Below are 14,751 nucleotides of genomic sequence, written 5' to 3'. Positions count from 1 at the left end.
GCTTAGACCTAGAGATCCAAGGAGGTGGCCGGATGGCCCGGGCGGGCGTGACCGTCGAACGGCTGGTGGCGGCAGCGGCGGAGCTGGCGGACGAGGCCGGCTTCGACCAGGTCAGCATCTCGGCGCTGGCGCGCCGCTTCGGCGTGAAGGACGCGAGCCTGTACTCGCACGTCCGCAACCTCCAGGACCTGCGCACCCGGCTCGCGCTGTACGCGGGGGGAGAGCTGATCGACCGGATCGCCGAGGCGGTGGCCGGCCGGTCCGGCAAGGAGGCGCTGCGGGCCTTCGCCGGCGCCTACCGGGACTACGCCCTGGAGCACCCGGGCCGGTACGCGGCCACGCAGATCCGCATCGACCAGGCCCTCGTCGCCGACTCCCCCGCACTGCACCGCACCGCGCAGATCACCTACGGCATGCTGCGCGCGTACGGCCTGGAGGAACCCGACCTGACGGACGCGGTGCGCCTGCTGCGCAGCACCTTCCACGGCTACTGCCTCCTGGAGAGCGCGGGCGGCTTCGGCGCCGACCGGGACGTACGGGCCTCCTGGGACAAGGCCGTCGACGCCCTGCACCTCACCCTCGCGCACTGGCCCAGGGAGCAACGCGACGATGACTGACACACCGCACCACGACGTCACGGGCCGCGGGCCCGTGCTGCTGCTCGTGCCGGGCGGGGCCGGGCACCCGATGGGCCTCGGGCCGCTGACCGAACGGCTCGCGGCACGCTTCACCGTGGTGACGTACGACCCGCTGGGGCTCGCGCACGGCCGGCTCGGGCACCCGGTCGCCGAGCAGCGGGTCGAGGACTGGAGCGAGGGCGCGCGGCGGGTGCTGGAGGAGGTGCTGCCGCGGGGCGCCACCGCGTCGGTGTTCGGCACCAGCTCCGGTGCCATCGCGGCGCTGGACCTGCTGGCGCGGTACCCCGGGCGGCTGGCGCACGTGGTCGCGCACGAACCGCCGTGCGTGACGGTCCTGCCGGACGGGGCGGCGCGGCGGGCCGAGCTGATCGGGCAGCTGGACGGACCCGGCCGGCCGCCGGCCGAGGGCGCGCAGGCGACCCCGATGGGCGTCTTCCTGGCTCATGTCCTGCGCCCGTTCACGGCGTACGCGCCCGCCGTCCCGCCGCCCCCGGGCCGGCTCACCATCGCCGCCGGCGCGGCCTCGCGCGGTCAGCTCCTGCACCGCGCGGCCGAGTTCCTCGCCGCACGCATGGGCTGTCCCTTCACCGAGTTCCCGGGCGGGCATCTCGGCACCCTGGATCACCCCGTGGAGTTCGCCGACTCGCTCGCCGGGACGCTGCGTTCCAGCGCGCGGACGTCGGCGTAGGACGGGGTCGTACCGGCCGGGGCGCGTCCGGCGGCGACGTCGGTCATCGCGTCCAGGGCCGCGCCGAGCGCCCGCCGGTACAGCAGCGAGCCGAGGCTGACCCGGCCCACGCCGAGTCCGGCGAGCCGGTCGAGCGTGGGCCCGGTGGGCGCGTACAGGACGTTGAGCGGGACGGCGGTGTGCCGGACGAGGGCCGCGATGCGCTCCGGGTCGGTGACGCCGGGCACGAACACCCCGTCGGCGCCCGCCTCCTGGTAGGCGTCGAGCCGGCGCAAGGTCTCCTTCTCGTCGCCGTCGCCCGACCAGTGGGTGTCGGTACGGGCGTTGACGAACAGGCCCGGCACGGCCGCCTTGACGGCGGCGATCTTCGCCGCGTGCCGCCGGGCCGGGCCCAGGCCGTCCTCCAGGTTGATGCCGACGGCCCCGGCGGCCCACACCTCGCGCGCCAGCGCGGCGACCTCGTCCGGATCGTCGCTGAAGCCGTCCTCGGCGTCGACCGAGAGGAGGTACGGCCCGGAGCCGAGGACCAGGGCGAGGCGGACGGTGTGGTCGCGGGTGGCACCCTCCCCGTCGGGCAGTCCGACGGCCGCGGCGACCGCCAGGCTCGTCGTGCCGATCGCCGGGAACCCCCGGGCGGCGAGGGCGGCGGCCGAGGCGTGGTCCCAGGCGTTGGGGAGCAGCAGCGGCTCGCCCGGACGGTGGTGGAGGCCGGCGAACGAGGGAGCGGGGGGAGCGGGGACGGGGGCGGGCTCTGCGGTCATACGGCCACGCTAGACCCGGGTCGTTTCGGCGCCGGCCGAAGCGTACGGCGCCCCTTCGCGCCGTCTCACCGGGGTGCCACCGACCAGGACGTGCCGGCGGGCGGCTGGTCCACCGCCGTGAACCGGAAGGCGGAGGCCGGCCCGCCGGACCAGCTCACCCGCACCTCGTGGCCGTGCTCCCGCGCGTCCGCCTCCCGCACCGCCACGGACATCAGCTCCGGCAGCGGCAACGGGTCCGGCTCCCGGGTGAGCCAAGATGGGCCCGCACCTCCACGGCGCCCCGGACCACCACCAGGCTGGTGACGGTGATCCCGGCGCGCACGGTGTGCCGGGAGGCGATCCACCCGTCGCCGGTACCGAGCGGCTCGGTCTCCGTACGGCTCGGGTCCCCGCCGACGATCACGCTGTTGTCGTACGACGGCACGGGCGCGGTGGCGGTCGAGTAGGCGAGCCGGGTGTAGCAGGGGTCGTAGCGGACGTCCTCGCTGCCGTGGTTGTGCAGCCGGACCACGCCGTCCGAACGGGTCGTCTGCAGCAGCCAGTTGGGAGCGGGCAGGGCGCGCGCCTCGTCGGCGCGTGCCCGGGCGGCAGCAGCAGGCCGCGGAATCCCTTGCTCGCCCAGGGTCAATGGGTCCGGCGAAGAAGACCCGACCGGGGGGAAAGCTCTTTCTCCGTGTCGTGGACTAGCGTCGTGACCATGACCAGCCACACCTCCCCCAGCCTCGCCGACGCCCTCGCCGCCGGGACGGTCGTACTCGACGGCGGCATGTCCAACCAGCTGGAGTCGGCCGGGCACGACCTCGGCGACGAGCTGTGGTCGGCGCGGCTGCTCGCCGAGCGGCCCGAAGCGGTCGCCGACGCCCACCTCGCCTACTTCCTCGCGGGCGCGAGCGTGGCCATCACCGCCAGCTACCAGGCCACCTTCGAGGGCTTCGCCAAGCGCGGCACCGGCCGTGCGGAAGCCGCGCGACTGCTCGCCCTCAGCGTGGACCTCGCCCGTACGGCGGCCCGGCGCGCGGCGGACACCGGCATCGAACGCCCGCTGTGGGTGGCCGCTTCCGTAGGCCCCTACGGGGCGATGCTCGCGGACGGCTCCGAGTACCGGGGCCGGTACGGGCTGAGCGTGGCCGAACTGGAGCGGTTCCACCGGCCCCGGATCGAGGTGCTGGCCGCCGCCGCGCCGGACGTCCTGGCACTGGAGACCGTCCCGGACGCCGACGAGGCCGCCGCGCTGCTGCGGGCGGTGCGGGGGCTCGGGGTGCCGGCCTGGCTGTCGTACACCGTCGAGGGCTCGCGGACGCGGGCCGGGCAGCCCCTGGAGGAGGCGTTCGGTCTCGCCGCCGACGCCGACGAGGTGATCGCGGTCGGCGTCAACTGCTGTGCGCCACAGGACGTGTTCGGCGCGGTGGAGATCGCGGCGCGGGTCACCGGCAAGCCGGTCGTGGTGTACCCCAACAGCGGGGAGGCCTGGGACGCGCGGGCACGGGCCTGGCGCGGGCGCACCACGTTCGGCGCCGAGCAGGTCACCGCGTGGCGCGCGGCGGGAGCCCGGCTGATCGGAGGCTGCTGCCGGGTCGGACCGGAGGCGATCACGGGGATCGCCACAGCGCTCGCGGCGTAGGGCGGCCCGAGCGGGTCAGGGGTCCTCCGGCTCGGTCGGCCGGCCGTGCTGGATCAGGATCCAGCCCTTGACCGCGTGCATGCCCAGGGACGTGTCGTGCTCCGGTCGGCTCGGCAGCCACGGCCGGGCCGGTTCGCCGTCCGCGTCCAGCCCGTGCAGGACGAGGCTGCCGGCGTGCTCCGTCCTGCCCGCGACCTCCCACGTCCGCGCGAGTTGCCCCACGGCACTCGGTTCCCCCGCGTCCACCGCCACCCGGCACAGACGTTCCGCCTCGGCGAGGTGGCCGGCCTCCTGCCGGATGCGGGCGAGCTCCAGCAGCGCGGGGGCGTGACCCCCCTCGGCGGCGTGCTCGTAGAGGCGCTCCGCCTCGGCCGGATCGCCGAAGGCCCACTGCCGCTGTGCCAGCCACGCCATGGCGTGCAGGTCTCCCTCGTCGGCAGCCGCCCGCAGGACCGCCTCTCCCGCTCCGGCCCCGTCCGCCGCCTCGGCGCGGTCCGCAAGCACGGCCAGCCCCTGCTGCCGGCCCATGTACTCGCCGAACGACAGGTTCACCATCCGCGCCGGGCTCAGGCCGCCCAGAGCCGCGGCCTGCCGGGCCATGCGTTCGCCCTCCGCCGGATCGACGCCCATCACGAGCTGGGCCATGACCCCGAGCGTGAAGAAGTCGCCCAGCTCGGCGGCCTGCTGCGCCGCCGCGACGGCACCGGGCACGTCGTGTTCCCCCGCCAGCCGCATACGGGCCAGTTCGAAGGCGGCGGAGTGGTCTCCGGCGGCGATGGCCGAGCGGAAGTACCGCTCCGCCGCGCCCCGTTCTCCGGCGAGCATGCGACGGCGGCCCAGGAAGGTCAGGGCCGCGGCCGCGCCGAGTCCGGCCGCGGCCCTGGCCAGCCGCTCCACCTCGCCGTCGCCGCCGACGAGGTGCTCGTTCTCCGCGAGGAAGAGCAGGGCCGTCGGATCACCGGTCCGGGCGATCTCCGGAGCAAGCCGTCGCGCCGCCTCCAGATCCTCGTCCTCCTCGTACCAGGAGGCGAGATCGAGCAGTGCGGTGGCGTCACCGGCGTGATGCCCCTTCCAGATGAGCTCGACGGCCTCCTCCCGGCATCCGCGGGTCTCCCGGAGGTTGGCCATCTCGGTCCACGCGGGGGCGTGCCCCCGTTCGGCCGCCCGCCGGAAGAGGGCGTCGGCGAGGGCGTACCGTCCCCTGCGGCGGGCGGAGTCCGCCAGTTCGTGCAGGTCGGCGGCGTCGGCCGCGAACCGCTCGGCCGCCTCCCAGAAAGGCGCGCCGGGACAGACGTAGGAGCGCGCGAGGCGACCGTACTGGTCGAGGTAGTCGGCCAGCCTCCGCCGTCCCGGCCGCGCGCCCATCCCGCTCGCCGCGGGCACCTCGCCCAGGGGGGCCACGACCCCTTTGACCCTCTGCCGCCCGTGGTCCAGGGCCCCGGCGAACCAGTCGGGGCCGGCTCCGGCCCGCTGCGTCTCGCTGAGGTACGCCGGAGCGGCCGCCTCCAGGAGGCCGTCCGGGAGTGCGGGACCGTGACCCAGGCGCCGGGCGTCCATCGCCGCCGTGAGAACCGCCTTGCCGTAACAGGCCGGTGAGTCGTCGGCGGCCTCGTAGAACTCGACGAGCTGCGGTCCGGCCGCCAGTGTCTGGGTGAGGGTGCCGTCCCCGCTCGTGAGGCTCGCCACGGCCAGGGACGGATCGCGCGTGCCGTTGATGCCCCGCAGGGCAGCGGGCGAGAAGGCCGCCGGAACCCGGACGCCGATCGCCTGCGTGAGCAGGGCCCGCGCCTGCGGGTGCGGGTCCTTGCCGGGGGCGCCGGGCTGGACGGTCAGCGAACGGTGGTGCTCACGCCACATGGTCATCAGCACGACGACCGGCTGTGGCCGCTCCAGAAGTCTGCGCAGCTGTGCGGCGACCTCCTCCCCCCGTTCCCGGGCGAGGAAGTTCTGCCCCTCGTCCAGCCACAGCACGGTCCGTGGCTGTGCCACGCCGGCGTCGAGCAGGCCGAGCAGGCTGTCGGAGTCCTTCGGGAAGACCAGGTCCCAGTCCGGCAGGCAGGTGCGCACCGCCTCGAACGCGGTGCGTGTCTTGCCGGTGCAGGACTCGCCCAGGACGAGCACGAGCGTCGCGTCCTGCCCGAGCGCTGCCTGCTCCAGCCGCTGCCGCAGGTGCCGGTCGTGGTCGCGCGGAACATAGGCGGGCAGGACGAAATCCATCGCCGCCGGGGCCGTGCCGCCGGGAGCACCCACGGTGCCGGGGATGGCGGGGTGCACTCCGAGGCTGCCGGGATGCCAGTCGGCGACCGGCCGGGGCAGGTCCGGCAGCGCCGCGCGGCGGGATTGCGCGTCGTGCCGTTCCAGGGCCCGGGCGGCCTGCGCACCGCGCACCGCCTGCCCCACGGCGTGGTTGCGTGTGCCCGCCAGCTCGGCGTAGCGCGCACGCCACCAGCCCGGTCTCAGCAGGTCCTGGTCCACGCCGGGAATCGTCTCCCCGAGTCCGCTCACCCGCTCGCGCAACGTCCGTACCACGCCGAGCAGATGGTCCACGTCCTTGGGCGTCCGGTCGCCGTCCAGCCACGCGCTGACCGTCGACTTCGACCGCACCCCGGCCGCCCGGGCCAGCACCGACAGGCCGGGGCTCCCGCCCAGCAGGATCCGGTGCAGTTCCCCGAGCCGGCGCAGGTCCGCCCGGAACGCCTCCTCCACGCCCCCCTCGCGTGCTCCGTTCGCCACCCGCTCCCCCAGCGTTCGACCGCCCAGCGGACAGGACTGGACGCCCGGGAAGTCTATGGCGCTGAACAGCCGCTTCGCGGGCCTGCCGTCCAATGTGCGCGGACGGTCGCGGAACGCCCCGCTGGACGGGCACCTTCGTGACCGCCGCCGCACGCGGCTTCCGTTTCCGCTTCGATCAGGGAGTGCCCATGGCCGTCGTCGTCCGGTCCGCCGAGTTCCTCACCCCGTTCGGCACGCTGTTCCTCGTCACGTTCCTGCTGCTGTTCGCCGGTGTGATCGTCCCGGCCGTCTGGTCCCGGCACCGGCACCGCCGCGACGCCGCCCACCGCGTCCTCGGCCTTCTGCTGCGCTCCGCGCGGGAGGTGCCGGCGGCGCTGCGCCGGGCACTGACCCGTTGACCTGCCGGCGGCCGGCCTTGGCGGCGGGCGGCCGGTGGGGCGGGGTGGGCCGGGCCGGGCGGGTGATCTGCGACCACGCGGCCCGGTCAGGTGCCGCCCGCCGCACCGCCCCCGCGGCGGCCGAGCGGGACGCTCAGAAGATCCTCGCTCCGATCCGTCCGAGGATGGTGAAGGTGTGCGTGCCGTAGACGGCGAAGACCGCGACGGCGGCGAGGACGAAAAGGGCGAGGGGTGCGGCCCAGGTGAGACGGATCTTCATGCGAGCTGCCTTCCTTTCACGGGTTCCGGTTGGGTCGTGCTTCCGACGGTCAGGACGGTGTCACAGCGGTCGCGGACCGAGTCGTCGTGGGTGGCGATGACGACGGCGCAGCCGTCCTCGCTCATCGTGCGCAGGATGTCGACGACCAGGGTGGTGTTGTCGTGGTCGAGCGCGCCGGTGGGCTCGTCGGCGAGGACGAGGCTGGGCTGCTTGACGATCAGGCGGGCCAGCGCGACGCGCTGCTGCTCGCCGCCGCTGAGCCGGTGCACCTGCTCCTTCTCCCGGCCTGCCAGCCCGACGCGCCCCAGCGCCTCGGCGACGGACGGGGCGTCGGTCCCCTTCCGCCGTGGCCGCATGGCGACTTCGAGGTTGGCCGCGACGCTCGCGTTCTCGATCAGGGCGTAGTTCTGGAAGAGGTAGCCGAGGACGTCGCGCCGGTAGTGCCGGGCGGCGCGCGGCCCGAAGCCCGTGATGTCCCGGCCTTCGTGGCGGATCGCGCCGGAACTCGGGGCGTCGAGCAGGCCGAGGCAGTTCAGCAGCGTCGACTTGCCGGAGCCGCTCGGCCCGACCAGCGCCAGCAACTGGCCTCCCCGGACGGTGAAATCGAGGCCCGACCACAGGGTGCGCGGGCCGTAGGACTTGCGCAGGTTCTGGATCTCGATCACGAGGTGGCTCCGGTGGGACGGTGGGGGGTCACGACTCTGCCGCCCCTTCCTTGACGATCCGACGGTGGAAGAAGGCCAGGGCCGCGAGCACCGCGGCGGACTCGACGGCGACGAGCACGGCGTTGGCGCCGAGGTCGAGGCCGGTGATGTGGACGGGCTCGGCGGGCGGTTTGAGGCCGGTTCTCCGGTACTCCTCCAGCTCCTGGTTCTGCCACCACACCTGGAAGGGCACCCATACGGCGAGGAGGACGGCCAGCAGCCCCTCGACGCCCAGGAGCGCACGGTGCGTGGCCGTGAACCGCCAGCCGCTGATGTACCGGGCGAAGATGGTCTGCGCGTTCTTCCGGGAGTGGACGATGCAGACCCCGACCCCGGTGATGAGCAGCACCACGACCGCCACGGCCAGGTTGAACAGCTGGAGCCGGAAGTCGGCGACGAGATCGCGGAGCTTGAGGGCCGCGTTCTGTCCGACCGGGCTCATCCCGGTGACGTAGGTGCCCAGGTGGTGCTTGGTGATCCCGTCCGTCACGTCGTCCGGGTCCTTGAAGACGAGGCTCTGCTGGGAGGCGTAGGCGACGTAGCCCCGGTTGCTCAGAGAGGGCGAGCCGTCGGGGAAGACGATGACCACCGGGTCGGTGACGAAGGACTCGTCGGCGTCGGGGTTGGTCATGGCCTGGAGCCGGCCCCGGGGGTTGTAGGTGAACAGCCGCTGGCCGTCCCGGGCCTGGAGAGCCGTCACCCGCTCGGCGGGAATCGTCTCCGGGCGGCTCGGGTTCAGCAGTTCCGGGACCGATGCGGCGAGGCGGTCGGTGTACCGGTCCAGGTCCGCGGGGACCAGCAGCCGCACGCGGGTGCCGTCGGCCGTGGTGGCGGGGACGCGCCGCCCGGCGGCGTCGAGCACGGGCTGTGCGGCGAGATAGGACTCGTTGACGATCAGCAGGTCGCGGTCCGGAAGGCCGGCCAGGTCGCCCAGGTGCCGGAACCTGCGGTGTCCGGCGACGATGATCTGCCCGTCCCCGTCGGCCTCGCGGAGCCAGCCGCCCACCTTCTCGTCCAGGACCTCGAAGGCGCCCTCGCTCGCCGCGCTGCCGTTGAGGGCGATCGCGGTCGTGTCGCCGATCTTCCGGTAGGTCTCGATGCCGGCTTCCCGGTTCGCGATGTTCTGTCCGGCCATGACGACGTCGCCGGCGATGCTCACCGCGAGCAGGAGCGCGGGGATGCGCACCAGATAGGTGCTCAGCGCGGCGGTCCGCGCGGGGAGTTCGCCCTTCAGGGCCCGCAACAGCCCGGTCTGTGAGGTCAGCTGGAGCGTGATCGCGTGCACGGCGAGGGAGACGAGACCGAGGACGGCGGCGACTCCCAGGGCGACGAGGGCGAAGACACCGATCCAGGCCAGCCCGTTGTAGAGGCCGAGCAGCACCAGGGCCAGGGCGGTCACCGCGCCGAAGGCCGCCGCCCAGAAGGTGGCCAGTTGCCGCAGGTCCCGCAGCAGTATCCGCCCGAAGGACCTGCCCTGGAGGCGCTGCACCGCGTACCCCTTGGCGCCGAGCATGACGCCGGCGCCGGTCATCGTCACGACGGCGAGGGTGACGACGAAGAAGGAGCGGAGCAGGGCGCTGTCGGAGTAGGCCGGCGTCAGCTGCCCGAGCGAGTAGGGGCGGTAGGGCGCCGCCTCGAACCCGAGGCCGGTGAACGTCCGGACCAGTTCGTCGACGTCGCGGTCCGAGCCGAACACGTAGTAGTAGCCGCGCGGGTCGCGGTTGCCCAGCTCGGCGACGGGGTGCACCTCGGTGCGGTAGTCGCGGTCGAAGGCGGGGTAACCCTCGCGCAGCCAGTCGGAACGGGGCCCGCCGGGAGCCAGGTAGAGATGCCGGCGGCTGTAGGGCTCCTTGAGGTCGGGGGTCTCGCGCGCGACGGTCGCCCGGTGGGACTGGGCGAACTCGGTCATGACACGGGTGACCTGTGCTCCGCTGGTCTCTCCCTTGGTGTCCGTCACCCAGACGACGGCCGTGTGCCCCATGACCCAGCGTCCGTCGAGGTCTCGGAGGAACAGGAAGGAGAGCACTGCGGAGAACGCCAGTACGGCGGCGTGAACGAACTTGATACTTCGGTGCAGCATCGACGACCCAGATCGGGGAGCGCGGCTCCGGGGAGGGCGGAACAGGCGGGGAGTGGACCGCCCGCGGGAGGAGATGGCAGGCTCTCGCGGGCGGAGGCGCTCACCTCACCAGGAGGGGCAGGGGCTCATCGGCCCCGGTGGGTCAGCAGCTGGTCTTGTAGTACGTCTTGTTGCCGTACAGCGCAGCGTCGGCCTGGGTGATGCTCCAGTTGCCCGCGCTCGCCTCGTCGGTGTCGATGTAGTCGCCGACGGAGGTCGAGCCGTGGCACCGGCTGGACAGGTAGTAGTCCGACCACACGTACGAGGTGCCGGCTCCGTGGTCCCAGGTGCCGCCCTCCGCCGGGTAGGAGATGGTCGCCAGTGCCGGCGTGGCACCGGCGATGACGAGGGCACCGGCGGCCATCGCGACCTTCAGGCTGCGCTTGGTCTTCACAGGGATCTTCCTTCTCTCCATGACATGATCTCGCCTTTGGCTGGATATCGGCCTTGTGTGGCTCGATCTTGATCTTGATCGGGCAGGACTCTCCCAGGGACGTAAAAGGCTGTCAACTTTTGGGTCACACAACGGACTTGAGACAGTAAAATGGCTTGCATTCTTCACAAGGACTACACAACTGCCAGGTCGTGTGGGTGGCGACCGGCGAGAGCGGCCACAGCCGGCCGTCGCGGGGCGCAACCACCGCGACGGGCCGGGGTCTTGCGGGTCCTCAGCGGCGCCTGGCCACCACGGAGCGCCGCAGACGCCGTACCGCCGCCGCCAGCTCGGCCCCCGGTGCCCGGGCCCCGGACGCGGCGGCGGGGGCCGGGTCGGTGCGGGCCGTCGCCCAGAGGCCGGTCTCCGCGTCCCGTGGACCGTGCGCGGTGTACGGCTCCCCCGCACCGAAGACGCGCACCGGATGGGTCGCGTCCCAGGCTTCCCAGCCGGGGTCCCCGGTCGTGGCGAACCGCACCCAGGCGCCGTGCATCGCGTCGCACAGCTCCTGCGGGGCCCCCTCGCCTGCCAGCTTCTGCGACTCGGGCACGTGCCCGCTGTCGAAGACGAAGCCCAGCTCCAGCGCATGGCAGGCACCGAGGCCGGGCAGCCCGGACGGCCAGGCGAACTCGTACAGGTGACTGGCGCCGGGGCGGGCGTCCGCGAGCCGGTGCAGCGGCACCCGCAGCAGGTGGTCGGTCACCATCTGGCCGACGATCTCGGCGGTCCCGGCGTCCGGGTGCAGCGCGCGGTAGCCGCGCGGCACCTCGTGCCCGGCGTGGCAGCGGGCCATCGCGCCGGCCAGGGCGACCGCGCCGAGCCGGTCGACGTGGTCCAGCAGCCCGCCGGGCACCAGCCACAGCCGGTACTCGTCCCGGGTCCAGCCCATGAGCAGCTCGACGTCGAGGGCGGCGGCGCCTTCGGTCAGCGCCTTCAGCGGGTCTCGGGGCACGAGGTCGCCGTCCACGACGATGCCGAACGCGGGCCCGCCCAGCACCGGACTGCTGAGCCGGCCGACCTCGGCCTGCGTGCGCAGCAGGAGTTCCCGGTCGACCGCGGCGAACGCCTCCGCGGTGGCGGGGATCTTCAGCCGGGTGGCCATCCGGCGCACCATCCGCCGTACCTTGTCGCGGTCGGACACCTCGGGCGCGCCGCTCTGCAGGACCGCCCGCCGGATCAGGCCCCGCGTCTGGGGCGCGGCGAGGAGGACACCGGCGCTGATGGCGCCGGCCGACTGCCCGCACAGGGTGATCCGGCCGGGATCGCCGCCGAAGGCCTCGATCGACTCGTGCACCCAGCGCAGCGCGGCGAGCTGGTCGTGCAGGCCGGGGTTCGGGGGCGCGTCGGGGAACAGGCCGTAGCCCTCCACCCCCAGTCGGTAGTTGACCGAGACGCACACGACCCCGTCACGGGCGAAGGAGCTGCCGTCGTACACCGGTACCGCCGAGGAACCCCTGGTCAGCGCGCCGCCGTGCAGCCAGACCAGGACCGGCAGCCGGGCCCCGGGCCCCGGCTCGGGGGTCCAGACGTTCAGGTTGAGGCAGTCGTCCCCGGGGATCACCGGGTCGGACAGGTACTGGGCGAACGCCTCCGAGTACGGCGGCTTCGGCGCGGTCGGGCCGAAGGCGCCGGCGTCCCGGACCCCGTCCCACGGCTCGGGCGGACGGGGCGGGCGGAACCGCAGGGGGCCGAAGGGCGGGGCGGCGTACGGGATGCCCCGGAACACCGCGATCCCCCGCTCGTACCGGCCGCGTACGTCCCCGTGCGGCGTTCTGACCACGGGGCCCGCCTGGTCCGTCATCGCCCACCAGCCCTTCGCCACGCGCGCGTGCGGTGTCCCACCAGAGCACCACAGCGCCCGGACCTATTCCTGTGCACAGGTTCCGGGCGTGGGCCGATCGGCGTACGGCGGAGTTTCGAAAGCGGTCGGCGAGCAGGCCGCGTCGGGGTGTACGCCGCGCTCGCCGAGCGCGAGGTGCGGGTGCCGGACGACGTGAGCGTGGTGGGGTTCGACGACCCGCCCTACTGGTGCGGATGACGCGGGGCGACCGTCCCGAGGGGACGCGGACGGAGCTGTCGACACGGCTGGTGCAGCGCGCGGGCACAGCCCCGCGAGCGGCGGCATGGACCGGCATGGGCCACTCCACGCGTATCGCCACGGTCGCAGACGCCAGGCCGGCGGGAACGACCGCACCGGCCTCTGGGACCGGGTCCGACGTCCGGGCGCCGGGCGCCGGCGACACGGTGACGGCCGGGCCTCCCGTGGGAGCCCGGCCGTCGTGCTGTCCGGTGGCCGCTCAGTCCTCCTCGCCCCGGCCGGCCCCGACGAGGGCCTCGACCACGTCCACGGCGCTGCCGTCGTGGTCGCTGCCGGCGGTGCCGCTGCCGGTCTGGAGGTTGGCCGTGCGATCGACCTCCAGCCAGGAGTCGGCCTGGGAGTTGTCGATCACGGTGATCAGGCTTCCGGACGCGACGGCGGGTACGGCACCGGCCCCGAGGAGCGCGGCGGCGACCGCCGTGGCCAGCCCGAGCCGGGGGACGGCACCGGTCACACGCCCACGCCCTCGGGGGCGAGCCGCTCGCGGGCGATGTTGCGCTCCAGCAGGCTGGTGGAGGCCTTCACCCCGACACCGCTCGCGGGGTCCACCTCGGGCAGCCGCCCGTCGGCCGCCTTCAGGCCGGCGAGCGCGGAGTCCATCGCCTCGTGCGCGGCGAACAGGCACGGGGTGCTGTAGATGGCGACGTCCACGCCGAGGTCGGACAGTTCACCGAGGGACAGCCGGGGCGACTTGCCGCCGGCGATCTGGTTGAACAGCAGCGGCTTGTCCCCGACGACCTCGCGGATCCGCTTGATCCACTCGACGCTGCGCACCCCGTCCACCAGCACCACGTCGGCGTCGGTGGCCGCCAGCCGTTCGGCGCGGTGCAGGATGTCGTGCTCGTCGGTGGCGTCCGTGCGGGCGACGACGACGAGGTCCTTGCGGGTCTCCAGGACCTTGTGCAGCTTCTCCAGGTACTCCTCCAGGGGCAGCACCTGCTTGCCGTCGGCGTGGCCGCAGCGGCGGGGCCGCTTCTGGTCCTCCAGGATCACCCCGGAGGCACCGATGCGCTCCAGCCCCTCGACGACGTGGCAGGCGACCTCGGGATCGACGTACCCGTCGTCGATGTCGACCAGCAGGTGGTGGTGGGGGAACGCGCCGCGCAGGCGCTGCACGAAGGCCACCATGTCGGGCCAGGCGATGAATCCGATGTCCGGCAGTCCGTAGTACGAGGCCGCGAAGCCGAAGCCGGATACGAACATCCCGTCGTAGTGCTTGGCCGCGATCGACGCCGAGTACATGTCGTACACGCCGATCAGCGGTGTGGTACCGGGACCGGCGATGCGTTCGCGCAGCTTGTTTCCGTAGGTCAAGGTCCGGCTCCTCCTGTGGGTGGGTGACGCGGGGCGGAAGGGGGGCCTCCGCGTCTCGACGCCCTTTGCCAAGACAAGAGCATCTCTAGATAGTCACGTGACCTTCCTCCTACGCCAGCTTTACTCACTCCAACGGCGCAACCGGTTCACCGCAGAAACGTCACTGGACGGCCGTCGCCGCCCAGGTGAGGCCCCCGTTCAGATGGGCCAGGAAGACCGGGTCGCGGTAGGCGTCCCCGGCATGGCCGAGGGCTGTGTAGAACACGCGTCCGCCTCCGGGACCCCGCTCATAGCACCAGGCCAGCGGATGGTCCGCGCCCATGCCACCGCCGTCGTACGACGTCTCGTCGGCGCGCAGCAGCACGCGCGCCCCGCCGCGCGGGGCGTGGTCGAAGTCGTACCACTCGTCGGTGAACTCCCAGACGGACGGCAGCGGCCGGGTCGCGGGATGGGCGGGGTCGGCGACCAGGACCCGGCCCGGCTGGTGGGCCGGGTGCCGGGTGAAGCGGGCGCCGAGGAGTTCGCCGTAGTACGGCCACCCGTACTCGGTGCAGGCCGCCGCGTGCACCCCGGCGAAGCCGCCGCCCGACCGGACGTACCGCGCCAGCCGCTCGCGCCCGGCCGGGGTCAGCACGTCCCCGCTGGTGGAGAGGAAGACCACGGCCGCGAACCCGTTCAGCGGCCGCTCCAGGTCCGCCGGGTCCTCGGTGTGCTCGACGGCGAACCCGCCGAGCGCCCGGACGGCGGCGACCGCGTCCGGGATGGAGTCGTGGCGGTAGTCGGCGGTGCGGGTGTAGAGGAGGAGACGAGGAGGCATGGCACGGGACTCTAGGCGCGGGCCCTTACGGCCCGGCAGAGCGGTTCCCCACGTCCTGGGCCGGGCGCCGGGCACGGGCACGCTCCAGGGCTTCCCCTCAACCGCCTTCGCCCACGCCGTCGCCGGGCGCCGCGTCGCCGTACCCGGGCGGGCGTGGCCCCCGGGCGG

General features: G+C 73.8%; 14 protein-coding genes and 2 pseudogenes. 5 read left to right on the top strand and 11 right to left on the bottom strand.

What is annotated here, in order from left to right; all coding sequences use genetic code 11:
* The first annotated feature begins 32 nt into the window (after positions 1-32).
* Both ABZV94_RS28400 and ABZV94_RS28395 read left to right on the top strand, forming a co-directional pair.
* Positions 33-617, top strand: coding sequence for a TetR-like C-terminal domain-containing protein (locus ABZV94_RS28400; protein WP_356345205.1), 585 nt, complete (start codon positions 33-35; stop codon positions 615-617).
* Positions 610-1,326 carry an alpha/beta hydrolase gene (locus tag ABZV94_RS28395; RefSeq protein WP_356345202.1) on the top strand — a complete coding sequence of 239 codons (717 nt, stop codon included), beginning with the start codon at positions 610-612 and terminating at the stop codon, positions 1,324-1,326. Before ABZV94_RS28400 ends, ABZV94_RS28395 begins: the two co-directional genes overlap by 8 nt.
* Here ABZV94_RS28395 and ABZV94_RS28390 read toward each other — a convergent pair.
* Positions 1,260-2,087, bottom strand: coding sequence for an isocitrate lyase/phosphoenolpyruvate mutase family protein (locus tag ABZV94_RS28390; protein WP_356345200.1), 828 nt, complete (start codon positions 2,085-2,087; stop codon positions 1,260-1,262). The two genes, ABZV94_RS28395 and ABZV94_RS28390, sit on opposite strands and share 67 nt — an antisense overlap.
* 65 nt (positions 2,088-2,152) lie before the next feature.
* Positions 2,153-2,708 (bottom strand): annotated as a pseudogene (locus ABZV94_RS28385) (hypothetical protein); the annotation flags it as partial.
* Positions 2,709-2,784: 76 nt separating this feature from the next.
* Between ABZV94_RS28385 and mmuM the strand changes: the two are divergent.
* Positions 2,785-3,708 (top strand): homocysteine S-methyltransferase, encoded by a 924-nt coding sequence (gene mmuM / locus ABZV94_RS28380; protein ID WP_356345198.1) that lies wholly within the window; start codon positions 2,785-2,787, stop codon positions 3,706-3,708.
* Between the two features lie 15 nt (positions 3,709-3,723).
* Here the strand turns inward: mmuM and ABZV94_RS28375 are convergent, their stop codons facing one another.
* Complete coding sequence (locus ABZV94_RS28375; RefSeq protein WP_356345195.1) at positions 3,724-6,441, bottom strand: tetratricopeptide repeat protein; 2,718 nt, start codon at positions 6,439-6,441, stop codon at positions 3,724-3,726.
* Positions 6,442-6,629: 188 nt separating this feature from the next.
* Between ABZV94_RS28375 and ABZV94_RS28370 the strand changes: the two genes are divergently transcribed.
* Positions 6,630-6,839 carry a hypothetical protein gene (locus ABZV94_RS28370; protein ID WP_132783122.1) on the top strand — a complete coding sequence of 70 codons (210 nt, stop codon included), beginning with the start codon at positions 6,630-6,632 and terminating at the stop codon, positions 6,837-6,839.
* A 133-nt stretch (positions 6,840-6,972) separates the two neighbouring features.
* Here ABZV94_RS28370 and ABZV94_RS28365 read toward each other — a convergent pair whose 3' ends face one another.
* The 5 genes from ABZV94_RS28365 to ABZV94_RS28345 form a co-directional block, all read right to left on the bottom strand.
* Positions 6,973-7,098, bottom strand: coding sequence for a hypothetical protein (locus tag ABZV94_RS28365; RefSeq protein WP_356345193.1), 126 nt, complete (start codon positions 7,096-7,098; stop codon positions 6,973-6,975).
* Positions 7,095-7,763: an ABC transporter ATP-binding protein gene (locus tag ABZV94_RS28360; protein WP_356345190.1), complete on the bottom strand. Its 669-nt coding sequence runs from the start codon at positions 7,761-7,763 to the stop codon at positions 7,095-7,097. Before ABZV94_RS28360 ends, ABZV94_RS28365 begins: the two co-directional genes overlap by 4 nt.
* Positions 7,764-7,791: 28 nt before the next feature.
* Complete coding sequence (locus ABZV94_RS28355) at positions 7,792-9,882, bottom strand: hypothetical protein (RefSeq protein ID WP_356345188.1); 2,091 nt, start codon at positions 9,880-9,882, stop codon at positions 7,792-7,794.
* Between the two features lie 142 nt (positions 9,883-10,024).
* Positions 10,025-10,315: a lactococcin 972 family bacteriocin gene (locus ABZV94_RS28350; RefSeq protein WP_356345185.1), complete on the bottom strand. Its 291-nt coding sequence runs from the start codon at positions 10,313-10,315 to the stop codon at positions 10,025-10,027.
* 274 nt (positions 10,316-10,589) lie between these two features.
* A complete protein-coding gene (locus tag ABZV94_RS28345; protein WP_356345183.1) occupies positions 10,590-12,155 on the bottom strand; it encodes a carboxylesterase family protein in 1,566 nt (521 codons plus the stop codon).
* A gap of 141 nt (positions 12,156-12,296) precedes the next feature.
* On the opposite strand from ABZV94_RS28345, the pseudogene ABZV94_RS28340 reads away from it, so the two are divergent.
* A pseudogene (locus ABZV94_RS28340) lies at positions 12,297-12,466 on the top strand (substrate-binding domain-containing protein); the annotation flags it as partial.
* Positions 12,467-12,651: 185 nt separating this feature from the next.
* Here ABZV94_RS28340 and ABZV94_RS28335 read toward each other — a convergent pair.
* From ABZV94_RS28335 to ABZV94_RS28325, 3 genes are all read right to left on the bottom strand, one after another.
* Complete coding sequence (locus ABZV94_RS28335) at positions 12,652-12,906, bottom strand: hypothetical protein (protein ID WP_356345180.1); 255 nt, start codon at positions 12,904-12,906, stop codon at positions 12,652-12,654.
* The gene (locus ABZV94_RS28330) at positions 12,903-13,766 is read right to left on the bottom strand and encodes an isocitrate lyase/PEP mutase family protein (RefSeq protein ID WP_356345179.1); all 864 of its coding nucleotides are present in this window, start codon (positions 13,764-13,766) and stop codon (positions 12,903-12,905) included. Before ABZV94_RS28330 ends, ABZV94_RS28335 begins: the two co-directional genes overlap by 4 nt.
* Before the next feature lie 160 nt (positions 13,767-13,926).
* A complete protein-coding gene (locus tag ABZV94_RS28325) occupies positions 13,927-14,583 on the bottom strand; it encodes a ThuA domain-containing protein (RefSeq protein WP_356345177.1) in 657 nt (218 codons plus the stop codon).
* Positions 14,584-14,751: the final 168 nt, after the last annotated feature.

This window comes from Streptomyces sp. NPDC004658 (assembly GCF_040609555.1).
Taxonomy (GTDB): Bacteria; Actinomycetota; Actinomycetes; order Streptomycetales; family Streptomycetaceae; genus Streptomyces.
This window is presented reverse-complemented; position numbering and strand designations above follow the sequence as displayed.